At 73.4% G+C, this 22,452-nt stretch carries 16 protein-coding genes; 6 read left to right on the top strand and 10 right to left on the bottom strand.

Annotation, left to right across the window (positions count from 1 at the left end):
- Nucleotides 1-176: 176 nt before the first annotated feature.
- Nucleotides 177-563: a hypothetical protein gene (locus AB0J10_RS26245; RefSeq protein WP_363064926.1), complete on the bottom strand. Its 387-nt coding sequence runs from the start codon at nucleotides 561-563 to the stop codon at nucleotides 177-179.
- 183 nt (nucleotides 564-746) lie between these two features.
- Between AB0J10_RS26245 and AB0J10_RS26250 the strand changes: the two genes are divergently transcribed.
- The gene (locus AB0J10_RS26250; protein WP_363064927.1) at nucleotides 747-2,216 is read left to right on the top strand and encodes an aldehyde dehydrogenase family protein; all 1,470 of its coding nucleotides are present in this window, start codon (nucleotides 747-749) and stop codon (nucleotides 2,214-2,216) included.
- Between the two features lie 261 nt (nucleotides 2,217-2,477).
- Nucleotides 2,478-4,046, top strand: coding sequence for a GMC family oxidoreductase N-terminal domain-containing protein (locus AB0J10_RS26255; protein WP_363064928.1), 1,569 nt, complete (start codon nucleotides 2,478-2,480; stop codon nucleotides 4,044-4,046).
- A 246-nt stretch (nucleotides 4,047-4,292) separates the two neighbouring features.
- Here the strand turns inward: AB0J10_RS26255 and AB0J10_RS26260 are convergent, their stop codons facing one another.
- The 5 genes from AB0J10_RS26260 to AB0J10_RS26280 form a co-directional block, all read right to left on the bottom strand.
- Nucleotides 4,293-6,512 (bottom strand): NADP-dependent isocitrate dehydrogenase, encoded by a 2,220-nt coding sequence (locus AB0J10_RS26260; RefSeq protein ID WP_363064929.1) that lies wholly within the window; start codon nucleotides 6,510-6,512, stop codon nucleotides 4,293-4,295.
- A 115-nt stretch (nucleotides 6,513-6,627) separates the two neighbouring features.
- A complete protein-coding gene (locus AB0J10_RS26265; protein ID WP_363064930.1) occupies nucleotides 6,628-9,192 on the bottom strand; it encodes a SpoIIE family protein phosphatase in 2,565 nt (854 codons plus the stop codon).
- A gap of 62 nt (nucleotides 9,193-9,254) precedes the next feature.
- Entirely contained in the window at nucleotides 9,255-11,327 is a 2,073-nt protein-coding gene (locus tag AB0J10_RS26270; RefSeq protein WP_363064931.1) for a SpoIIE family protein phosphatase, read from the bottom strand.
- 221 nt (nucleotides 11,328-11,548) lie between these two features.
- Nucleotides 11,549-12,526 (bottom strand): class I SAM-dependent methyltransferase, encoded by a 978-nt coding sequence (locus AB0J10_RS26275; RefSeq protein WP_363064932.1) that lies wholly within the window; start codon nucleotides 12,524-12,526, stop codon nucleotides 11,549-11,551.
- Nucleotides 12,527-13,111: 585 nt separating this feature from the next.
- Nucleotides 13,112-13,294 (bottom strand): hypothetical protein, encoded by a 183-nt coding sequence (locus AB0J10_RS26280; protein WP_269731766.1) that lies wholly within the window; start codon nucleotides 13,292-13,294, stop codon nucleotides 13,112-13,114.
- Nucleotides 13,295-13,519: 225 nt separating this feature from the next.
- On the opposite strand from AB0J10_RS26280, the gene AB0J10_RS26285 reads away from it, so the two are divergent.
- Together AB0J10_RS26285 and AB0J10_RS26290 are read left to right on the top strand one after the other, a co-directional pair.
- Nucleotides 13,520-14,542, top strand: coding sequence for a zinc-binding alcohol dehydrogenase family protein (locus AB0J10_RS26285; protein WP_363064933.1), 1,023 nt, complete (start codon nucleotides 13,520-13,522; stop codon nucleotides 14,540-14,542).
- A gap of 86 nt (nucleotides 14,543-14,628) precedes the next feature.
- Complete coding sequence (locus AB0J10_RS26290) at nucleotides 14,629-15,774, top strand: NAD(P)/FAD-dependent oxidoreductase (protein ID WP_363064934.1); 1,146 nt, start codon at nucleotides 14,629-14,631, stop codon at nucleotides 15,772-15,774.
- A 78-nt stretch (nucleotides 15,775-15,852) separates the two neighbouring features.
- On the opposite strand, the gene AB0J10_RS26295 is transcribed toward AB0J10_RS26290, so the two are convergent.
- Nucleotides 15,853-18,420: a SpoIIE family protein phosphatase gene (locus AB0J10_RS26295; RefSeq protein WP_363064935.1), complete on the bottom strand. Its 2,568-nt coding sequence runs from the start codon at nucleotides 18,418-18,420 to the stop codon at nucleotides 15,853-15,855.
- A gap of 232 nt (nucleotides 18,421-18,652) precedes the next feature.
- Between AB0J10_RS26295 and AB0J10_RS26300 the strand changes: the two genes are divergently transcribed.
- Entirely contained in the window at nucleotides 18,653-19,150 is a 498-nt protein-coding gene (locus tag AB0J10_RS26300) for a peptidylprolyl isomerase (protein WP_363064936.1), read from the top strand.
- 812 nt (nucleotides 19,151-19,962) lie between these two features.
- Nucleotides 19,963-20,304: a WhiB family transcriptional regulator gene (locus tag AB0J10_RS26305; protein WP_363064937.1), complete on the top strand. Its 342-nt coding sequence runs from the start codon at nucleotides 19,963-19,965 to the stop codon at nucleotides 20,302-20,304.
- 178 nt (nucleotides 20,305-20,482) lie between these two features.
- Here AB0J10_RS26305 and AB0J10_RS26310 read toward each other — a convergent pair whose 3' ends face one another.
- From AB0J10_RS26310 to AB0J10_RS26320, 3 genes are all read right to left on the bottom strand, one after another.
- Nucleotides 20,483-20,686 carry a CDGSH iron-sulfur domain-containing protein gene (locus AB0J10_RS26310; RefSeq protein ID WP_269731759.1) on the bottom strand — a complete coding sequence of 68 codons (204 nt, stop codon included), beginning with the start codon at nucleotides 20,684-20,686 and terminating at the stop codon, nucleotides 20,483-20,485.
- Entirely contained in the window at nucleotides 20,667-21,314 is a 648-nt protein-coding gene (locus AB0J10_RS26315) for a HemK2/MTQ2 family protein methyltransferase (RefSeq protein ID WP_363064938.1), read from the bottom strand. The genes AB0J10_RS26310 and AB0J10_RS26315 overlap by 20 nt, the downstream gene beginning before the upstream one ends.
- Nucleotides 21,315-21,385: 71 nt before the next feature.
- Entirely contained in the window at nucleotides 21,386-22,411 is a 1,026-nt protein-coding gene (locus tag AB0J10_RS26320; RefSeq protein WP_363064939.1) for an iron-containing redox enzyme family protein, read from the bottom strand.
- Between the last annotated feature and the right edge of the window lie 41 nt (nucleotides 22,412-22,452).

Consider the following 22,452-nt stretch of genomic DNA (forward strand, 5'->3'; position numbering starts at 1 on the left):
TAGCGCAGAATCAGGTGCGGGCGCACCACGCCCCGGGGCCTGGCACCGGCTCCTCCGCCGTACCCGCCCGCGCGCGACGACCCGCCGCCCCGCGCGACGGTCGCGACGGGGGCCCGCGGTGAGCCCGGTGCACCGCCCTTGCGGCCGGGGGCGGACGGGCTCGATGTCCCGCGGGCTCAGGGCGCCGGAAGAGCATGAAGCGCCATCGCCGCAGCGGGATGGGCACGGACGGGTACCGCGCCGCGCGGGCCCGGGTCCGTCGTCTCCCACACGACGTCGCAACCCAGCAGCTCCGCCACCGCGCCGCAGGTGGCGGGGTGAGCGGCGAGCAGCGGGGCGCCGGGGCCGGCACCCTGCGGCCGGGCCGAACGGGCTGTCCGCTGGTCCGGCTCCACGCGCCACGGCGGCACCCATGGGTCGAGGTCGCCGAGCCGTCCGGGAATGAGCCGGCCGGCCTCACGGATCAGCAGCGGCGCCTGCTCCGCGCCGCCGGATCTCAGGGTGCCGATCAGGGTCGGCGGCCACGGCGGCAGCACCGGGGCCGGGAGGGGACGGACGACCACCCGGTGCGCACCCTGGGTGTCCGCGGACGCACAAGGGGTGTCCGACCCCCGGGCGTCGGACACCGCTCGCGGTGCAGAGCGGGCCAGGGCTCTCTAGCCTCGAAGCAGAAGCAGCACGAAGAACCGCACGACCCGGAAGGCGCTCCGGTACGCCCGCCCGTCCGATCCCGGAGGTGGCCCCACATGCCCGAGCTCTTCATCGGCGGCACCTGGACCGCCGCGGCCGGCGGACGGAAGCGGGAGATCCGCTGTCCGGCCGACGGCACACTGGTGGCGGTCGTCGACGAGGCGGGACCGGAGGACGTGTCCGCCGCCCTCGCCGCAGCCCGGGACGCCTTCGACAGCGGGCCCTGGCCCCGCACCCCGGCCGCCGAACGCGGCGAACTGCTGCTGCGCACCGCCGCCCTGCTGGAGCGCGACAAGGCCGAATTCGCCCGCGCCGAGTCGCTGGACACGGGCAAACGGCTGGTGGAGAGCGCGTACGACATGGACGACATCGCGGGGTGCTTCCGCTGGTTCGGCCGCCTCGTGGCGGCGGGCGGTCACGACCGCGTCGTCGACACCGGACAGCCGGACGTGGACAGCCGGGTCGTCCACGAGCCCGTCGGGGTCTGCTCGCTGATCACTCCGTGGAACTACCCGCTGCTCCAGACCGCGTGGAAGGTCGCCCCGGCCCTCGGTGCCGGCAACACCTTCGTCCTCAAGCCGAGCGAACTGACCCCGCACACCGCGGTGATGCTGATGCGGCTGCTCGCCGAGGCGGGGCTGCCCGACGGCGCCGCCAACCTGGTGCTGGGCACGGGCGGTGTCGTCGGGGCCCCGCTCACCGAGGACCCCAGGGTGGACATGGTGTCGTTCACGGGCGGCCTGGTCACCGGCCGTCGCATCATGGCGGCCGCCGCGCCGACGGTGAAGAAGGTGGCGCTCGAACTCGGCGGCAAGAATCCGAACGTGGTGTTCTCGGACGCGGAGTTCGAGGCGGCGGTGGACTACGCGGCGACTGCCGTCTTCCTGCACTCCGGCCAGGTCTGCTCGGCCGGGGCCCGACTGCTGGTGCAGGAGGATCTGCACGACGCGTTCGTCGCGGAGGTGGTCAAACAGGCGGAGTCCATCAGGCTCGGCGGGCCCTTCGACGACAACGCCCGCGCCGGCCCCCTGATCTCCGCCGGGCATCTGGAGAAGATCGAGGCGTATGTCGCGGCCGGTCTCGCCGAGGGCGCGGTCCTGCGCTGCGGCGGCTCCCGACCGGACGACCCGGAACTCGCCGACGGCTTCTACTACCTCCCGACAGTGCTGGACGAGTGCACCCCGGACATGACCGTGGTGCGCGACGAGTCCTTCGGCCCGGTGCTGACCGTGGAGCGGTTCCGCGACGAGGAGGAGGCGGTGGCGCTGGCCAACGACACGGTCTACGGGCTCGCGGGGGCCGTCTGGACCGGGGATCCGGCGCGGGCCCACCGGGTGGCTTCGCGGATGCGGGCCGGCACGGTGTGGATCAACGACTTCCATCCGTACGTCCCCCAGGCGGAGTGGGGCGGGATGAAGCAGTCCGGCTTCGGCCGCGAACTCGGCCTGGCCGGTCTGGCGGAGTATCTCGAGGCCAAGCACATCTGGCGCAATCTCGCGCCGATCCCACAGAGGTGGTTCGCATGACGGCGCCGGCGGGACGGGCCCCGTGCGCGAGGGGCCCGTCCGGTCCCGTAGGCCACGACGACCCGTCGCTCGCGGAACCGGGCCGCACGCCGGAACCCGTTCGTCCGGCGCCACAAGACGGTCGTGCTCGTCGAGCACGCCCACGAGTCCGCGCCGACCGTTGGTCCGGCGGCTCCTGACGAGCCCTCCGGGCCCGCCCGGACGTCTCCGGACACGGCCCGACGGCTCCCCCGACGACCTGGAGATGCCATGGTTTCACCCATGTCCGCGCCGGAGTTCGACCACGTCGTCGTGGGCGGCGGCACGGCCGGCGCCGTCGTCGCCGCCCGGCTCAGCGAGGAGCCGGACGTCAGCGTCTGCCTGCTGGAAGCCGGTCCCTCGGACGTGGGCGACGACAACATCCTGGTGCTGGAGCGCTGGATGGCCCTGCTCGAGTCGGGATACGACTGGGACTACCCGGTCGAACCGCAGGTGAACGGCAACAGTTTCCTCCGCCATGCCCGTGCGAGGGTCCTCGGCGGCTGCTCGTCGCACAACTCCTGCATCGCGTTCTGGGCACCCGCGGAGGATCTGGACGAGTGGGCGGCGGAGGGCTGCACCGGCTGGAGCGCAGCGGACTGCTTCCCGCTGTACCGGCGGCTGGAGAACAACGACGCGCCCGGCGAGCACCACGGGCGTTCCGGCCCGGTGCGGCTGCGGACGGTGCCCCCGAGGGACCCCTGCGGGCGGGCGCTGCTGGAGGCCTGCGCCGAGGCGGGCATCCCGACCACCCCGTTCAACGCCGGCACGACGGTGGTACGGGGCGCCAACTGGTTCCAGATCAACGCCCGCCCGGACGGGACCCGTTCGTCCGCCTCGGTGTCGTATCTGCACCCGCTGCTCGGCAACCGGCCGAATCTGGAGGTGCGGACCGGGGTACGGGCGCGGCGTCTGCTGTTCTCGGCCGACGGCCGGTGCACGGGTGTCGAGTACCTGGAGCCGGACACCGTCCACACCTCCGCGGTGACCGCCCGTGGTGAGGTGGTCGTGGCCTGCGGGGCGATCGACTCCCCCAAGCTGCTGATGCTGTCGGGCATCGGCCCGGGAGGGCATCTGCGGGACGTCGGGGTCGACGTCCGGGTGGACGCCCCCGGCGTCGGCTCCCATCTGCAGGACCACCCGGAGGGAGTGATCATGTGGGAGGCGAGGCAGCCCATGGTCACCACCTCCACGCAGTGGTGGGAGATCGGCATCTTCGCGGACACCGTGCCCGGACTGGACCGCCCGGACCTGATGTTCCACTACGGTTCCGTGCCCTTCGACCTGAACACCTACCGGCAGGGCTATCCCACGTCCGACAACGCCTTCTCGCTGACGCCGAACGTGACCCGGGCCCGCTCGCGGGGGACCGTCCGGCTGCGCAGCCGGGACTTCCGCGACAAGCCGCTGGTCGACCCGCGGTACTTCACCGACGAGCACGACATCCGTGTGATGACGTACGGGCTGCGGCTGGCACGCGACATCGTCTCCCGCGCGCCGATGACGGACTGGGCCGGTGCGGAGCTCGCCCCCGGGCCCGGCACCACGAGCGACGACGAGTTGTTCGCCTATGTGCGGGCGACCCACAACACCGTCTACCACCCTGCGGGCACGGTGCGGATGGGCGGCGACGACGATCCGGAGTCGCCGCTCGACGCACGCCTGCGGGTCAAGGGCGTACGTGGCCTGCGGGTGGCCGACGCCTCGGTGATGCCGCTGCTCACCACGGTCAATCCGTGCATCACCACGATGATGATCGGCGAGAAGTGCGCCGACATGGTCAAGGCCGACGCGGACGCGGGGAATCGCTGAGCGGGCCGCGGCGGGGAGCGGCGGTCCTGGAGGCGCCCCGGGCGGAACGCCGGCCGGACGGACCACGGCGGCGCCCGGCAGGAAGGCCGCAGCGAGGCTCCCTTTGGCGTGGGCCCGGGGAGCCTCGCTGCGGCTCCCGGGGCCGCCGACGCCGCCGCCCCGTCCGGCGGTCGTGCACCGGACGGGGCGGAGGGCCGCCGGGGCGAGGGCGTCCCCGCGGGGGAGGACGCCCCTTTCCGCCCGGGTTCAGCCGAGGGTCGCGAGCGCCTGGTTGAGGGTCTGCGACGGACGCATGACCGCGGAGGCCTTGGCGGCGTCCGGCTGGTAGTAGCCGCCGATGTCGGCGGGCGATCCCTGCACGGCGATCAGCTCGTCGACGATGGTGCCCTCCTGCTCGGTCAGCGTCTTGGCCAGCCCGGCGAACGCCTCGGCGAGCCGGGCGTCGTCGGTCTGCTTCGCCAGCTCCTGGGCCCAGTACAGTGCCAGGTAGAAGTGGCTGCCGCGGTTGTCGATGCCACCGAGGCGGCGGCTAGGCGACTTGTTCTCGTTGAGGAAGGTGCCGGTCGCGCGGTCGAGCGTGTCGGCCAGGATCCGGGCGCGGGCGTTGCCCGTCGTGGTGGCGAGGTGCTCGAAGCTGACCGCGAGCGCCAGGAACTCGCCCAGGCTGTCCCAGCGGAGGTAGTTCTCCTTGACGAGCTGCTGGACGTGCTTCGGCGCGGAGCCGCCGGCGCCGGTCTCGAACAGTCCGCCGCCGTTCATCAGCGGGACCACCGACAGCATCTTGGCGCTGGTGCCCAGCTCCAGGATCGGGAACAGGTCGGTCAGGTAGTCGCGCAGCACGTTGCCGGTGACCGAGATGGTGTTCTCGCCGCGGCGGATGCGCTCCAGGGAGAAGCGGATCGCGTCGACCGGGGCCATGATCTCGATCTGCAGGCCCTCGGTGTCGTGCTCCGCCAGGTAACGGCGGACCTTCTCGATCAGCCGGGCGTCGTGCGCGCGGCCCTCGTCGAGCCAGAACACGGCCGGGTCGCCGGTGGCGCGGGCGCGGGTGACCGCGAGCTTGACCCAGTCCCTGATCGGCGCGTCCTTGGTCTGGCACATGCGGAAGATGTCGCCGGCGCTGACCGTCTGCTCGAGCACGGCGTTGCCGTCGGCGTCGACGACGCGGACCGTGCCGGTGGTCGCGACCTCGAAGGTCTTGTCGTGGCTGCCGTACTCCTCGGCCTTCTGGGCCATCAGACCGACGTTCGGGACAGAGCCCATGGTCGCCGGGTCGAAGGCGCCGTTGGCGCGGCAGTCGTCGATGACGACCTGGTAGATGCCCGCGTAGCTGCTGTCCGGGATGACGGCGAGGGTGTCGGCCTCCTGGCCGTCCGGGCCCCACATGTGGCCGGAGGTGCGGATCATCGCCGGCATCGAGGCATCGACGATGACGTCGCTCGGCACGTGCAGGTTGGTGATGCCGCGGTCGGAGTCGACCATCGCCAGAGCGGGCCCCTCGGCGAGTTCGGCCTCGAAGGACTCCTTGATCGCGGCGCCCTGGGGGAGCGACTCCAGGCCCTTGAGGATGCCGCCGAGACCGTCGTTAGGGGTCAGGCCGGCCGCGGCGAGGGCCTCACCGTGCTCGGCGAAGGTCTTCGGGAAGAAGGCCCGGACTACGTGGCCGAAGACGATCGGGTCGGAGACCTTCATCATCGTGGCCTTGAGGTGCACGGAGAAGAGCACGTCCTCGGCCTTGGCGCGGGCGACCTGCTCGCCGAGGAACTCGCGCAGGACGGCCACGCGCATCACGGACGCGTCGACGACCTCGCCGGCGAGCACCGGGACCGACTCGCGCAGCACGGTGGTGCTGCCGTCGTCGCCCACGAGCTCGATGCGGAGCGTGCCGTCCTCGGCGACGACGGCGGACTTCTCGGTGGAGCGGAAGTCGTCGGCGGTCATGTGCGCGACGTTGGTCTTCGACTCGGAGGTCCAGGCACCCATGCGGTGCGGGTGGGCCTTGGCGTAGTGCTTGACCGAGGCGGGCGCGCGGCGGTCGGAGTTGCCCTCGCGCAGCACCGGATTGACGGCGCTGCCCTTGACCTTGTCGTAGCGGGCGCGGACGTCGCGCTCCTCGTCGGTCTTCGGGTCGTCCGGGTAGGCCGGCAGCGCGTAGCCCTGCTCCTGCAGCTCGGCGATCGCGGCCTTCAGCTGCGGGATGGAAGCCGAGATGTTCGGCAGCTTGATGATGTTGGCGCCGGGGGTCTTGGCCAGTTCGCCGAGCTCGGCGAGGGCGTCGTCGATGCGCTGGCCCTCCTCCAGGTACTCCGGGAACTGGGAGATGATCCGCCCCGCCAGCGAGATGTCCCGGGTCTCCACGGCGACTCCGGCCGTCGAGGCGTACGCCTGGACCACCGGCAGGAACGAGTACGTCGCCAGGGCCGGGGCCTCGTCAGTGTGTGTGTAGATGATGGTCGAGTCACTCACCGGGTGCTCCGCTCTCCACGTCTGCAACATTGCTCGACATCAAGATATCTCGGTGCGGCTCCCCTCTCGACAGTGGCCTGCCCCACAACCGGCGGAGCACAGCGGGCCCGCGGTCTCACGGTGAGTGGCCGCCCGGCACGAGGGGCAGGGACTGCTCGGACCAGACGGTCTTCCCCTCCCGGGTGTAGCGGCTGCCCCAGCGGCGCGAGAGCTGGGCGACGAGGTAGAGACCGCGGCCACCCTCCTCGGACGTCCGGGCCCTGCGCATCCTGGGCTGGGTGTTGCTCGGGTCGGACACCTCGCAGGTCAGCGCGTCGGTCCGGATCAGCCGAAGGCGTACGGGACCGCCGGCGTAGCGGATCGCGTTGGTGACGAGCTCACTGGCGACCAGCTCGGTGGTGAAGCCCAGTTCGTCGAGGTCCCAGCGGGTCAGCTGCTCCAGGACCAGATGGCGCGCGTCCGCGACGACGGCGGGGTCGGCGTCGAGCAGCCAGGTGGCGGTGGAATCGGCGGGCACCTCGCGGGTACGGGCCAGCAGCAGCGTGACATCGTCCCTCAGCCGGCCCGGCGGGAGGTCCGCCACGATGTCGTGGCGGGCGTGGCGCAGTGGCCGTTGCGCCACCTCAGCACGCCGCAGCCGGTCCGCCAGGTCCCGCATGCCCTCGTCGACGTCTCCCTCCCCGCGTTCGATCAGGCCGTCGGTGTAGAGGGCCAGGACGCTGCCCGGCGCCAGATCGCGCTCGACGGCCTCGAAGGGCCAGCCGCCGACCCCGAGCGGCGGGCCGGGGCTCAGGTCGACCCAGTCCACCGTGCCGTCCGGCGCGACGACCGCGGGCGGCGGATGCCCGGCGCTCGCCATGACGCAGCTCCGGGCCACCGGGTCGTAGACGGTGTACAGGCAGGTGGCGCCGGCCGGACCACCGGGAAGGGGGATGCCGGTGTCCGCGTTGCCGGGTTCCTCGCTCTCGGCCTCTGCGGCTACCTGGAGGACCAGGTCGTCCAGGTGCGCGAGCAGTTCCTCGGGCTCCAGGTCGAGATCGGCCAGCGCCCGCACGGCGCTGCGCAGCCGCCCCATCATGGCCGTGGCGTGCAGTCCGTGACCGGCCACGTCACCGACGACCAGGGCGACCCGGGCCGAGGACAGCGGGATGACGTCGAACCAGTCACCGCCCACGCCGCTGTCGGCATCGGCCGGCAGATAGGCGCCGGCCGCCTCCAGCGCGGGCCGCTCGCAGGTCGCGGGCGGCAGCAGGCTGCGCTGGAGGCCCACGGCGGTTCGGCGCTCCTTCGTGTAGCGGCGGGCGTTGTCCACCGCGAGCGCGGCCCGTGCGGCGATCTCCTCCAGCAGCGCCAGGTCGTCCAGGTCCAGGGACCGGCGGTGCCCGGTGCGCCAGACCAGGAGCCTGCCGAACACGATGCCCCGGGCGCTCAGCGGGGCGGCCATCGCCGAGTGGGCGCCCGGCACGGCGGCCGTCCACTCCGGCGCCCCGCCGGTGGTCGCCGTGTCCCGGCCGAGTCCGGTGACCAGCACACCGTGACCGTTGCCCGCGAGATCGCCGGGATCGCGCTCCTCGGGGACCTCGACGGGTTCCACATGGGCCGTGCCGGTGCGCGGTACGCCGGCCTCCGCTCCGGCGACGGCCATCCGCAGCAGCACCAGCGTGTGCCGGCCGTCCGCGGGCGGTTCGCCGCCCGTCAGCACGGTCTCCGCGAGGTCAACGGCGGCGGCGTCCCCGAGCGCGGGTGCCAGGACCTCCGCCAGGTCCTCGACGGTGCGCATGACCGAGAGCGATCCGCTCAGCGCCTCCGTGGCGCGGTACAGGAGCTCCAGTCGGCCGCGGGCCCGCTGGTTGTCGGTGACATCGGTGAAGACCGTCGCCACGCCCATCGCACGGCCGTCGGACTCCAGCAGCCGGAACGCCGAGAAGGACAGCTCCCGGCCGCCCAGGGGGTCGGCCAGGGTGCGCACGGCGGTGCTGAAGCCGATCAGCGGGGCTCCGGTACGCAGGACCTCGCTCAGCTGTGCGTCGATGGTGTCGGCGTCCTCCGCGCGGAGGAAGTCCCCGAGGCGCCGGCCGCCGAGGTCGACGGGCACCCCGGTGTAGGGCAACAGGTGGGAGTTGGTCCGCAGCAGCCGCAGTCCGGCGTCGAAGAGTGCGAGCCCCACCCGGCCCTGGAGGAACAGCTCCCGGGTGAGGGCACGGTCCTGACGCCACCGCACGAGCGCGTCGGCGGGCGCACCGACGACCAGGAAGCGGGCCGTGCCGTCGCCGCGGCCCTCGTCGAGGGGAAGTACACCGAAGCCGACGTCCAGGTCGTGCCCGGAGCCGTGCCGGAGCGTCACGCGGCCCTCCCAGCACCCCGGCGGATCGGGGTGGCCCTGCTCTCCCCGGCCGGTGGCCGTCGAACCGTCCGGGTCCGGTCCCACGTCCCGCCGCGACACGCCCATCCGCTGCGCGAGCAGGGTCTCCCAGCCGCCCGCGTCCGCCAGCAGCTCCCGTACGGGCCTCCCGCAGACGTCCGAGGAACGACGGCCCAGCAGCACCTCGGCGGCCGGCGTCAGGGCCACGACGGTGCCGTCGCCGTCCAGCAGGGCCGCCGCCGTGCCCGCGACGGCGAAGGGGTAGTCGTCGCGGTCGGTCCCGGTGGCGCCCGCACGGCGGTCGCCCGCCCGCCGCACCGACCGGTCTCCCGGTCCTCCGGGGCCTGCGGGGGGCCACATGTCCGGGAACGACGACGGTGTCACCGCGCCGCCCGCCGGCGTGAGCGTCTGGCCAGCAGCACCGCCACGTCGTCGCGTGCCGCCGACGGCAGCAGCCGGGAGAGAACGCGGTCGCAGGTGTCCTCCAGGGGCAGGTCGAGGTACCGCAGTGCCGTGGCGAGTTCCCGCATTCCCTCGTCCAGGTCCCTGCCGCGGGTCTCGATCAGCCCGTCCGTGTAGAGCACCAGCAGGGCGCCCGGCGCCAGCGGCACCCTTTCGGTGCGGAACTCCGCGCAGCCGGTGCCCAGCGGCGTACCGGGAGAGCCGTCGAGGAAGGACACCGCGCCGTCCGGGGCGACCACGGCCGGGGGCGGATGGCCCGCGCGGGCGATCAGGCAGTCCCCGGACACCGGGTCGTAGACGGCGTACACGCAGGTGGCCATCTCGTTCTCCCCGAGATCGGCCACGGCGGCGTCGAGGGAGTGGAGCATCCGGGCCGGGGGGACGTGGTGCCGCGCCAGCGTCCGTACCACGGTGCGCAGCTGTCCCATGACCGCCGCCGCGTGGATGCCGTGCCCCATCACGTCGCCGATGACGAGTCCGGTCCGGCCGTCTGGCAGGGCGATCACGTCGAACCAGTCGCCGCCGACCTCGTGGTCGCTCGCGGGCAGATAGCGACCGTTGAGCTCCAGACCGGTCACCTCCGGCAGCGCGGCGATCGACAGGCTGCGCTGGAGGGTGAGGGCTGCATCCCGCTGGCCGGTGTACATGCGGGCGTTGTCGATGTTGAGCGCCGCCCGGGCGACCAGCTCGTCGATCAGCACCTTGTCCAGTTCGTCGAACGGCTCGCGGTCCCGGGTGCGGGTGAGCACCACGGCACCGAGGGCTCTTCCGCGGGCGACCAGCGGCACCAGGCGCGCGCAGCGGATGCGGGCGCCGAAGTACTCGCGCAGCCGCTCGTCCCCCGGGCCGGGGAACAGCGTCGGCAGATCACTGCGGAAGAGGTCCATCGGCCGGCCGTCGGCGATGACCCGTTCGTACACCGAGCCGAGCGGGACCTGGTAGGTGGTGCCCGCGACGAGCGGCGCGGTGGGGGCGTCGGCCTCGGGGAACACGGCCGCCATCCGGCGCACCACGCCCTTGCTGGACTCCGTGGCCTCGTCGGGGCCGAGGACCTCCTCCAGCAGCTGGACGTCGGCCGAGTCGGCGATCTCCGGCACCAGCATCTGCACCACCTCCTCGGCGGTCCGGCGCAGGTCCAGGGTGGTGCCGATGCGTGCGCCGGCATCCGCCAGCAGCGCGAATCGCCCCTCGGCCCGGCGGGCCTGGGACCTGGCCTCCTCCTGGTCGCTGATGTCGAGAAGCGAGGCGATCAGCCCCCGCCGGCGCCCAGTGACGTCGAGGAGAGGCGCGAAGGAGCAGGACCACATGCGGTCGCGTCCGGGCTCGGCGGGGGTTCGGGCGGTGCCCCGTACGTCGACCATCGCCACGCCCCGCTGCAGGACCTCCCGCATCAGCGACTCGAGGACCTCGACGTTGACCCCGGGCACGACCTCGGTGGGCCGCTTGCCGAGGTGGCCTTCCGCGGGCACGCCGTTCATCCGGGCCAGCGCCTCGTTGACGCGCAGATAGCGCAGGTCGGGGCCGAGCATCGCGAGCCCGATGGGTGACTGGGTGAACAGGCCCTCCATGGCCGCCAGCGAGTCCCGCATGCGCAGGACGGCGGAGGTCTCGACGGCGATCGCCATGACGCCCGTCTCGCCCTGCGGGTCGGCCGCAGGGCAGATCCACATCTCCATCGCCACGAAGTGGCCGTCGCGGTGGCGCACGGGGAGGGTGCCGACGACCGTCTCGCCGGCCAGAACACGCTGGGTGAGCTGCTCGGCCAGCTCCTGGTTGCCCTCCGGGACGAGTACCTGGTTGATGTCGCGGCCGAGCAGGTCCTCCGGGGCGTGCCCGAGGACGTCCTGGGCGGCCAGCGACCACTCGACTATGCGTCCGCCCGCGTCGGTCCGGCACAGTGCGACCGGCAGCAGTTCGCGCAGCACACCCGCGTACCCGACCACTGTCAGGGGCTGGTCGGGCAGCGTGCTCGTCGGCTCGTGAATGTCCACGCGACCGCCTCACCCCGGGGAGCGGGGGCGCAGCGCGGACCGGGAACTCCCCGGCGATTCCCGGATGAGCGCTGCTCGCCCGGCACCGGTGCAGCCATTTGGGTGCATTTTCTCAGGAATCACCCTATCCAAGGCACCGGAACCGGCAAACGAGGGCGCCGGGGCCGGGCCGCGCGGCGACCCGGCCCCGGTGTCGGAGCGCACCCAGGACCGCCCGGGACTCAGATCCTCTCGAAGACCATCCGCAGCGCGGTGTAGCGACGCTCGCGCAGGAACTTCAGCGCGGTGCGCTGCTCCCTGATGATGTCGGCGACCGCGTCCTCCCCGATGAGCTCGGCACCCCTGGCACGGTTGGCCTGCGCCCGCTCCAGCCAGCTCGCCACGGTCTTCACGCCGTCGTCGGGGTCGCTGCGCACCTCGGGAATCCGGAACAGGCCGCGGGCCGCCTCGGTGAGCTCGCCCCGGGTCGGGAGGAACACCTCGGGGAAGACCTTGCGGGAGGCGTGCATGCCCTCGCGGACGTTGCCGAATCCGTCCCGGACGTCCTTCAGGGCCGTCCGGACGCGCCCGACACCGTTCCCCTCGTGCCCGGCGGGCCTGCGCGGCGGGAGAACCAGGGAGGTGAACCAGCCGCCGCTGTTCCAGGCGTTGGCCTGGAGGGAGATGCGCCCCCCGGGCCGCAGCCAGGTGTGACAGCGCTCGAAGAACATGCGGTAACTGGCCACGCGCTTGCGCCGCAGCATGGTCGTGCCCGCGAAGTGCTCGATCGCCTCGATCGCGATGATCGCGTCGTACGGGGCGTCCGGCTCGTGGTCGAACCAGTTCTCGGCCAGGATCTCGCAGTTCGGCCAGCCCTTCTGGCGCACCCATGCCGCCTGGCCCGGGCTCATCGTGAGCCCGACGGCATGGCGCACGTCATGGTTCTCCACCAGCCGCTGCATGAGACTGCCCCAGCCGCAGCCGACGTCGAGCACGCGGCCGGCTCCCGTCGCCCGCGCCGCCTCCACATGGTGGTCCAGCTTGCGGAGCTGTGCCGACTCGAGCGTGTCACCGTCCTCCCACATGCCGTAGGAGTAGACGAGTTCGGGGCCGAGCGTCAGCCGGTAGAACTCTCCCAGGAAGTCGTACTGATGAAGGATCGCCTCTGACGAGGTGCCCTTGTAAGCGGACGTTCTTCTCGACCCGATCAACGCGATCACCTGCCTGCCTGTCGATTCGGCGGAGTTCCGACGGCCGCGGGCGGGCCGGATCGGGAACGGCGGCGGCCGTTCGGAGGAGGTGTGCACGCGAGACGGTTCCCGGACGCCCGGGTCGCACCGGAGGACCGCGCTGCTCACGGCCGTGACCCGCCGGCGATCCGGACCGCGTTCGCGGAACGCACCTTCCGGTCACACTAACCGTGTGTCGCCGAACCGGCACGCCGAGCGATCGACCGCGGGCCCCGTCGGGGGCGGTTCGCGGTGCGCGCCGGCCGGAACGCCTCGGAGCAGCGCCCCCGCCGCCTTCGCCCGCCGCCCTGGGGGACGCCGCGGCGGGCGGCCCGGCCCCGGCCGGAACGCCCGCCGCCACAGGGCCGTCCGGCCCGTGTTGCGAAAGTAGCTCCGTCCGCCCGCAGGGCGGGGCCTGCGGCGCCCGGTGCGTGCGATCGCAGGGCGGAGGATCGCCCTCGCACCGGACGTACTCGGATGCCTCCGACCACGCAGCGCGGGGGTGCCTCCCGTGCCGAAGGGCTACGGGGGAGTGCGTGCCGGGCGTCGCGGGCCAGGAGGGATTCGCGACACGTCCTAGGGCAGCCGGCTGCCGGTGGGCGCGCCTTCCCCGGCCTGTCGCCTGGTCCTGAGCACGTCCCCCGCACCACCGCGTGCTCGGCGGCGCCCGGTCATCTCCGGCGCGACGTCCATGATCTCCCTGTCGAGCTCTTCCTCGGCCTTGGGAACGGGCTTCCCGTGCTGCCTGGCTCGCTTCATGGCGACCTCCTTCACTGCGTGAGGTTTCTGCGCCGTTGGCTACCCGGTCGGGGCGCCGTCATACGTACGCGTCACCCCCGAGTGGGATGCCACTAGGAATAAACCACAGAACCGTTGCCGCGGCCTGCCGGGCGTCCTCACCCGTCCGGCGGCGCCGCCCGCCGATACGATGTGTCCTGTTCCGGCGGTGCGGCAGGAGAGTTCCAGCGGTACGGCAGGAGGGCGATGACGGCACTCCCGAGTTCCGGCACGACACACGCCTGGGTGGTCGAGCACCCCGCGCCGATCGCCGCGGGGCCGCTGCGCCGCGTCGAGCGGGAGGTCCCCGCCCCCGGTCCCGACGAGCTGCTGCTGACGGTCCTCGCGTGCGGGGTGTGCCGTACGGACCTGCATCTCGCCGAGGGCGACCTGCCACCGCGCCGGCCCCGGTGCACCCCGGGCCACGAGATCGTCGGCGAGGTGCTGGCGGCGGGTGCGTCCGCCGGCGGATTCGCGCCCGGTGACCGGGTGGGCGCGGCCTGGCTGGCCGGGACCTGCGGACGGTGCCGCTGGTGCCGGGCCGGGCGGGAGAACCTCTGCCCCTCCTCGCGCTACACCGGCTGGGACGTCCACGGGGGGTTCGCCGGGCGCACGGTCGTGGACGCGCGGTACGTGTACGGGCTGCCGGAGGGCCTGCCGGACGAGAACGCGGCCCCGCTGCTGTGCGCCGGGATCATCGGCTACCGGGCCCTGGAGCGCGCCGAACTGCCGCAGGGCGGGCGGCTCGGCGTCTACGGCTTCGGCGCCTCCGCCCATCTGACCGCCCAACTCGCCGTGGCCCGGGGCGCCGAGGTCCATGTCGTCACCCGCTCGCCGAAGGCGCGGCGGCTGGCGCTGGAGCTCGGGGCCGCGTCCGCCGGGCCGGACGCCCCTCCGTGCGCCCTGGACTCCGCGATCCTGTTCGCACCCGCCGGGACCCTCGTGCCGAAGGCGCTCGAGGCCCTGGACCGGGGCGGGACCCTGGCGATCGCCGGCATCCACCTGACCGACGTGCCGCCGCTCCACTACGAGCGGCACCTGTTCCAGGAGCGCACCGTGCGCAGCGTCGCCGCCAACACCCGGGACGACGGCCGTGCCTTCCTGGCGGAGGCGGCACGTGTGCGCCCCACCGTGCGGGCCGTGCGCTACCCGATGCGGCAGGCGGACCGGGCGCTGGCCGACCTGGCGGCCGGGAACGTCACGGGCGTGGCCGTGCTGGTGCCGCCGTGAGGCAGACGGACCACGACAGTGGGACCCACTTGCCGAAACGGCAAGAAACATTGCCTCGCTGTCCGGCACGGACGCAGGCTGTCGCCATGAACGAGACGAACGAGCGGGACCCCGTGGAACTGGATGTCGTGATCGTGGGGGGCGGCGCCGCGGGGCTGTCCGCCGCGCTCACCCTGGCGCGGGCCAGGAGAACCGTGCTGGTGATCGACTCCGGGGAACCGCGCAACGCCCCCGCCGCCGGAGTCCACGGCCTGCTCGGCCGGGAGGGGATGCCCCCGGGCGAGCTGGTCCGAACCGGGCGGGAGGAGGTCGGACGGTACGGCGGGATGATCGTGACGGACACGGTGACGGGCATCCACCGGGAGGCCGGCCGCTTCGTCGTGGGGACCGCGGGCGGCCGCAGCCACCGGGCGCGACACCTCCTGGTGGCCTCCGGTCTCGTCGACGAGCTGCCGGGCGTTCCGGGCCTGCGCGAGCGCTGGGGCCGGGATGTGCTGCACTGCCCTTACTGCCACGGCTGGGAGGTGCGGGACGAGCCGATCGGGGTGCTCGCGAGCGGTCCCGCCGCGGTGCACCAGGCACTGCTGTTCCGGCAGTGGACGCCGGACGTGACCTTGTTCCTCCACACCGCGGACGACCCGGCCGAGGAACAGTGGGAGCAGCTCGCGGCGCGCGGCATCGCCGTGGTCGACGGCGAGGTGACCGGTCTCGCGGTCGAGGACGACCGGCTCCGCGGGGTGCGGCTGGCATCGGGCCGGGAGGTGCCGGTGCGGGCCCTGGCGGTGGGCCCGAGATTCACGGCCCGCGGGGGTCTGCTCGCCGGGCTCGGCGTGACGACCGCCGAACACCCCATGGGCGTGGGCCGTTGCGTGGAGTCCGACGCACGGGGGGCAACGGGCGTCGAGGGCCTGTGGGTGGCGGGCAACGTCACCGACCTCATGGCGAGCGTCGCCGTGGCGGCGGCGTCCGGGGCCCAGGCGGCCATGGCCATCAACGCCGAACTCGTGGCGGCCGACACCGCCGCGGCGGTCGCGGCTCGCCGCTCGGCGGCCCGCGCCCCGGAGGCGTTCGGCACGGCGGCCGAGGCGGCGGCCTCCGAGAGGGTCCTCGGCGAGCGCCGTCACGGGCTCGGATCCCTGCTCGACGGGGATCGCGGCAGCAGAGCGGGGGGAGGCGGACCGACCGGGTACGGGTCAGGTCGGGGCGGACCGACCGGGCGTGGGGCGGAGTGACGGGAGACCGTCCGACGAGGATCCCGGCAGGGCGCACAGCCCCGGCAGGTGCGGGGAAGCGCGAAGCGGGGCAGCGGGTCAGGAACGGGCCGGCACCAGGTCGTCCGGGAGGCCGGTCGAGTCGCCGACGCCGGGGCGCGGACGGGCCGGTGCCGGGAGGGCCTGTTCGGTCCAGATGGCCTTGCCGTCCTTGCTGTACCGCGTGCCCCAGCGCTGGACGAGCTGGGCGACGATGAACAGCCCGCGCCCGCCCTCGTCGTCGTCGGCACTGTGGCGGAGATGGGGCGCGGTGTGGCCGGCGTCCGCCACCTCGCACACCAGGGTGCGGTCGTGGATGAGCCTCAGGTGCAGCGGCCCTTCGGCGTATCTGACCGCGTTGGTGACCAGCTCGCTGGCGATCAGCTCGGTGGTGAAGACCAGCTCGTCCAGCCCCCAGGCCCGCAGCCGGTTCGCGACGAGCCCGCGCGCACGGCCCGCGGCGACCGGTTCCGCCGGCAGGCTCCAGACGGCCACCCTGCGGTCGTCCAGCTCCCGGGTCCGCACCAGCAGCAGCGCGGTGTCGTCGTTGGTGGTGCCGTCGGGCAGCAGCTCGGAGATGGCCCGGTCGCACAGGTCCTCCAGGGAGTCCGCGGGATCCGCGCCTCCGGCGAGGACGTGCCCCAGCGTCTCCAGCCCCTTGTCGATGTCCCGGTCGCGGGCCTCGACCAGACCGTCCGTGAAGAGCGCGAGCAGACTGCCGACGGGCAACTCGATCTCCAGGCACTCGAAGGGCAGCCCGCCGAGCCCCAGCGGGGGTCCGGCCGGCAGGTCGGGGAAGGTGACGCGCCCCCCGGGTTCGACCACCGATGGCGGCAGGTGCCCGGCGCGCGCCATGGTGCACCGCCGCGACACGGGGTCGTAGACGGCGTACAGGCAGGTGGCACCGGCCGCGACGTCGTCGTCACCCGTGAGCGTGCCGAGGGCGTCGGCACTGTCCTGGGCGGACTGCCCGACGAGGTCGTCGAGCCGCTTGAGGAGTTCGTCGGGCGGCAGGTCCAGGGGCGCCAGCGCCCGTACGGTCGTGCGCAGTCTGCCCATGGTGGCCGCCGCGTGCAGACCGTGGCCCACGACGTCGCCGACGACGAGCCCGACGCGCGTCCCGGACAGCGGGATGACGTCGAACCAGTCGCCGCCGACCCCGCTGAGGTCGTCCGTGGGCAGATAGCGGTACGCCAGGTCGACGGCCGAGTTCGACGGGAGGTGCTGGGGCAGGAGCTGCCGCTGGAGGGCCAGCGCCGACTCCCTCTCCCGGGTGTAGCGACGGGCGTTGTCGACGGACACCGCGGCGCGGGCGACGAGTTCGTCCGCCACTGCGACCGCCCCGCGGTCGAAGAAGCTCCGCCCTCCGTCGCGCACGAACGTGGCGAGCCCCAGCACACCGCCCCCGGCACGCAGGGGAACGACGAGGATGCCGTCCTCCAGTACGAGCCCGCCGGAGGCGAGGCTGCGGTGCTGCGGCGAGCCCTCCGCGTAGGTCACCGGCCGCGGGAGGCCGCTCCGTTCCCCCGGGGTGCCACCGGCCCGCCCGCCGGCGGTGACGTGGGCGGCGGTCCCCGCGCCCGGGTCCCGGGAGTCCGGAGCCCCCGCCGGTCGGGAGGCGGCGCGCAGCAGATCCGTAGCCCAGCCCCCCGTACCGCCCGGCACCTCGCCCTCCAGTACAGCGGGGGCCAGGTCCACGTCCACGCGGTCGGCGAACTTCGGCACGGCCACCGCTGCGAGTTCGCCGGCCGTGACGAGCACGTCCAGGGTCGTTCCGACGCTGCGGCCCGCCTCGACCAGCAGGTTCACCTGGCGCTGCGCCTCGTAGCGGTCGGAGATGTCGAAGGCGTCCTCGCACACGCCGAACACATGGCCGCTCGCGTCCTGCAGCCGGTAGTAGGAGCAGGACCAGAGGTGTTCCTGGCCCGGATCGCTGGGCTGTTCCGCGCGGAAGTGCAGGTCGAGGAACGGCTCCCCCGTGTCCAGCACCTGACGCATGACCGCGTGGAGCGTCTCCGGGTACCCCGGAGTGACGAACCTGCCCCTGGGGTAGAGGTCCTCGGCGAGTTCGCCGCGGGTCTCGGCGAGCGGGCGCCCGATCTCCCGCTCCGAGGCGGCGTTGCACCAGACGAGCCGGAGGTCGACGTCGTATATGGCGAAGCCCAGGGGCGACTCGGTGGCCAGCCCCTGAAGCATGGCGAGGCGGGACTCCCATTCCCTGAGCCGGTCCCGGTCGGCCACCACGACGACGCGCTCCGCCTGTCCCGTCCCGGAGAGCAGGCAGACGGCGGTCACGAGCCGCATCCGGTGGCCGTCCCGGTGGACTGCGGAGTGCACCTCGTATTCGGGGAAGGGTGGGACCAGAGGGCTGCCACCCCGGCGGGCGGCGCGGCCGGCTGCCGCCCGGCGGTCCGGTGCGGCGCCGGGACCGGGTGCGCCGTCGGGCTCCAGGATCACGGCGACGGGCCGTCCGATGATCTCGTCGGTCCGGTAGCCGAGGAGCTCCTGCGCCGCCTGGCTCCAGCCGATGACGACGTCGCGCTCGTCGAGCACGAACGTGGCGGCGCTCGTGACGTCGAGCGGTCCGCGGAAGTCGGCGTCCTCGGTCGCCTTTCTCGCGTTGTTCATGACGCCCTCACCGGCCGGCTTCGTCAGGTCCAGAATCCGCCTGATGCTGACCCTGCGCAACCGATCGGACCGGATGCGCGGCCGGCTCCTCCGTACCCGGCTCCGAAGGTGTGGGCAAAGGTGAGCGGGGCGGTCGTGACGGACCGCTACGAGACGCGACCGGTGCGGACACGCACCTGGTCGGAGGGGTCGGGTGTGAACTCCCACGAGCACGGATGACAGCATGGGCACCATGAGCAACGACGTTTTCTTCGACATCACCATCAACGACGAGCCCGCCGGGCGGATCGTCTTCACGCTGTTCGACGACGTGGTCCCCAAGACCGCGCGGAACTTCCGTGAGCTGGCCACCGGCCAGCACGGCTTCGGCTACGAGGGCTCCGGCTTCCACCGCGTCATCCCCGACTTCATGCTCCAGGGCGGTGACTTCACGGCCGGCAACGGCACGGGAGGCAAGAGCATCTACGGCGAGAAGTTCGCCGACGAGAACTTCCAGATCAAGCACACCAAGCCCGGTCAGCTGTCCATGGCCAACGCGGGCCCGAACACCAACGGCTCGCAGTTCTTCATCACGACCATCGTCACCGACTGGCTGGACAACAAGCACGTCGTGTTCGGCGAGGTCGTCGAGGGCATGGACGTCGTGAAGCGGATCGAGTCCCTGGGGTCGCGCAACGGCGCCACCCAGGCGAAGATCACCATCGCCAAGTCGGGCGTCGTCGAGGGCTGAGCCCGGCCGAGGCCGACCCGGCCCCCGGCGGCGGTCACCGAGCCGCCGGGGCGGGGCGGCGGGCGCTCCTCGTCCGCCGACCGCCCCGTACGGGCGGGCACCGGCCCGCGAGGGTCCTCGTCCGTGCACGGGCCGGGTCGTGCACGACCCGGCCCGCATCAGTCCGGTCGTGTACGGACACCGGCCCGTGTGGGGGTCCCGGTCGTGCACGGGGCCCGTCCGCGGACGGCGAACTCCCGTAGCCCGTCCGCCCCGGCGTGTCCCGTTCCGCCGCAGTCAGGCGTGCGGTCCGCGTACCAGCGACACGACCCGGCGCCCTGCCGGGTTGTCGTCCGGCTGCGGCACGTCCCGGCGAGTGGCGGCCCCGGCCACGTAACCGCCGTGCGGTCAGCCCCCGTTCGCCCTCCTGATGCCGGGCGGCCGCCGGAGCTCCGACTCCTCTGACCATCGCCCCGGACGTCCGCCACGACCCGCTCCGCGGGACGCCCCGAGTGCGGAGCCCGCCGAACCGAACGCCGTGAGCGACGTGCTGACGGGCCGGGGGAAGCGGCCTCGCCACGGTCGGCCAGGGCCCTGCGGCGGAGTGACGGCCGGCAGGACGGCCCTGGTGGGTGGTGCTTCCGCATCCGGCGGACACCCCGGGCCCTGTCCGTGGCCGGGGCGTCCGCCCGAGCCGGGAACGGCAAGCACCCGGCGGCAGGTCATCGGTCGAGTACCGGGAGGGGCGCTGCCGCACGGAGCATCCACTGCCGTCTGCTTGGTGCGACGGGCGCGGGGTACCCGGGGACGACACCCGAGGGAGAGGACGTCCGATGACCGATGTGTCGCGCCTGCCCGGCGCAGCGAACCACCACTGGGACTGGCAGTTGCGCGCCGCCTGCCGGGGCGCGGACAGCAGCCTGTTCTTCCATCCGCCCAACGAGCGCGGTGAGGCCCGGGACGAGCGGGAGAAGAAGGCCAAGCACGTGTGCGGCTCGTGTCCGGTGCGCAGGTCCTGTCTGCGCCACGCCCTGGAGACCCGTGAGCGGTTCGGTGTGTGGGGCGGACTCGGCGAGCGCGAACTCCGGACGCTGATCGGGCCCGCCAGGGGCGAGCGGGAGGAGCGCGGCGAGCGGGAGACCGAGCGGGACGAGGCGTGCCGCCCGGCCGCCTGAGGAAGCGGGCGGTACCCCCGGACCGTCCGTCCGGGCATCCGCACCCGGCGGCCTCCACACCCCCGGGCGTCCGCACCCCGGCCTCCGGGACGTCCGGGCATCCGGGCATCCGCCGTCGAGGCGTACGGCCACCGCGTGCGCACCGACCCGCCCGGGCGCCCGAGCGCCCCCGCCCGGCTCAGTCGCGTGCGCGGCGCCGGTGACTGGTGTCGCACCAGGGGAAGCGAAGGCTTCTCCGGCAGGTGCACAGGGCGACGCAGAAGCGGTCCGAGGACACCACGGTTCCGTCCTCGAGGACGATCTCGACCGGACCCTCGACGAGCACCGGCCCGTCGGTCCGAGCGGTGATGCGGCGCGGTTTCTCACCGCGTTCGTTCGGCACGGATGACCACCAGTTCCTCCCTCTGACCGCCCGGGCTCAGCAGGCCCCGGCGGCACAGCCAGGTCCGCCTCGACCGCAGCACCGGCCCCAGAGCCACCTGGCGCCGCTCGACGACCTCCGTCTTCAGCCCGGCCGACCGCAGCCGGGCCAGCGTGGCTCGCTCACCGCTCAGCGCCGAGTGCACGAGGAGCAGCACCCCGCCCGGCCGCAGCAGCCGGGGCACCTCACCGCAGATCCGGTCCAGTACCAGCCGTCCGTCGTGCCCGGCGTCCCAGGCGCGCGCCGCACCCCGGCCGGGCGGGCCCGGACTGGGCACGTACGGCGGGTTGGCGACGACGAGGTCGAAGGTGCCGCCCTCGACGGGGGCGGTGAGGTCGCCGCGCAGCACCCGTACCGGCGTCCGGGCCAGCAGTGCGTTGAGCCGAGCCGTCCACACCGCAGGCCGGGAGATGTCCACGGCGGTGACCCGGGCGCCGCGTCGGGCCGCCGCCACGGCCAGGACGCCCGTCCCGGTGCCCACGTCGAGAACCCTGGCCCGCGGCGGCAGCATCTCCCGCCGGAGGGCCCCGGCGAGGAGGGCGGTGTCGTCCTGCGGGGCGTACACCCCCGGCAACATGATGAGCGTCACATACAGCGCTTACCCCGACATACGGCCCCAATACTCGGTGCCCGCTCGCCCGCCCGCACAGGTCACCGCATTCAGGCCCCGTCGTCCGATCGGCCTGCCGGGCTCCCGCCCCTCAGCGACGTCCGACCCTCCCGCCAGGCGGCGAGCACATGCCGCTCCAGACGCTCGTCGAGATGGACGGTCGCGTCGATGCCGAACGCCACATCCGCCTCCAGGGAGGGCTCCTCGTCGAGAAGACCGGCGATGACCTCGCGCCGCACGACCTGCTCGTGGACGGCGTCCGCCTCGACGTGCTCGTCGTAGAAGAACTCGGCCGCGGGACCGGCCCCGGTGCGGCGCATCGCCCCGGCCATCCGGCGCGACGCCGGCGAGGACGTGATCTCGACGCTCGCGAAATGGCCGACCAGACAGCCTCGGAGCGCGCGGTGCAGCCCGAACAAGGACATGACGTTCACCGTCGCCAGCATCGGCGCCGGCGCCGAGTCGACATAGCGACCGTACGCGGTGTCCAGCCCCAGGTCCTCCATGAGGGCGGCGTAGAGTCGCGCATGGATCCGGTCCGCCCGACCGCCGCCGTACTCGTCGAACTCCACGGCGGCCATCCCCGCCTTGGCCCGTCCCCACAGCCTCGGCAGCACCCAGGCGTGCGGGTCGGCCTCCTTCAGGTGGTAAAGGGACCGCTGGGCCGCAAGCTCCCTCAGCTGCCACAGTTCCCCCTCGTGCCACAGATGGTGCGATATCGAGGTGCCCTGGACCGGCTCGACCAGGAGCCCGGCCACGGCCTCGTCCACGGTCCCGTGGCGCGTGGCGTCCCTCCGCAGGACCGTCAGGAACCGGTCCTCCAGAGCGCGCCGCACCCCGAGCAGGGCCGGATCCCACTCCAGGTCCGGATCAACCCCGGAGAAGCCGCGGTAGTGGAGCTCGTAGCAGAGGTAGAGGGCAAGCTGAAGATCGTCGCCGTACGGGTCCGCCCCGGCGGCGACCGTAGCCGCGGGAGGCGGCGTTCCCTCCGTGAGGCGGCCGATGACCGCCTCGGAGAGCACGCCCCGCGGCTTCGGCAGCGCCGGCGCCCGAAGGTCGGCCGCTGTGTCACTCATGTCTCACGTCTACCCACTGTGCCCGTCTTCGCTCCCGCCGG

It is taken from the genome of Streptomyces sp. NPDC049887, from assembly GCF_040656535.1.
GTDB lineage: Bacteria > Actinomycetota > Actinomycetes > Streptomycetales > Streptomycetaceae > Streptomyces.

Excerpts from the sequence above, each read along its gene's own strand:
- AB0J10_RS26305 (WP_363064937.1), top strand. The coding sequence starts at position 19,963 with ATGACCGATGTGTCGCGCCTGCCCGGCGCAGCGAACCACCACTGGGAC.
- AB0J10_RS26255 (WP_363064928.1), top strand. The coding sequence starts at position 2,478 with ATGTCCGCGCCGGAGTTCGACCACGTCGTCGTGGGCGGCGGCACGGCC.
- AB0J10_RS26290 (WP_363064934.1), top strand. The coding sequence starts at position 14,629 with ATGAACGAGACGAACGAGCGGGACCCCGTGGAACTGGATGTCGTGATC.
- AB0J10_RS26250 (WP_363064927.1), top strand. The coding sequence starts at position 747 with ATGCCCGAGCTCTTCATCGGCGGCACCTGGACCGCCGCGGCCGGCGGA.
- AB0J10_RS26320 (WP_363064939.1), bottom strand. The coding sequence starts at position 22,411 with ATGAGTGACACAGCGGCCGACCTTCGGGCGCCGGCGCTGCCGAAGCCG.
- AB0J10_RS26300 (WP_363064936.1), top strand. The coding sequence starts at position 18,653 with ATGAGCAACGACGTTTTCTTCGACATCACCATCAACGACGAGCCCGCC.
- AB0J10_RS26280 (WP_269731766.1), bottom strand. The coding sequence starts at position 13,294 with ATGAAGCGAGCCAGGCAGCACGGGAAGCCCGTTCCCAAGGCCGAGGAA.
- AB0J10_RS26295 (WP_363064935.1), bottom strand. The coding sequence starts at position 18,420 with ATGAACAACGCGAGAAAGGCGACCGAGGACGCCGACTTCCGCGGACCG.
- AB0J10_RS26285 (WP_363064933.1), top strand. The coding sequence starts at position 13,520 with ATGACGGCACTCCCGAGTTCCGGCACGACACACGCCTGGGTGGTCGAG.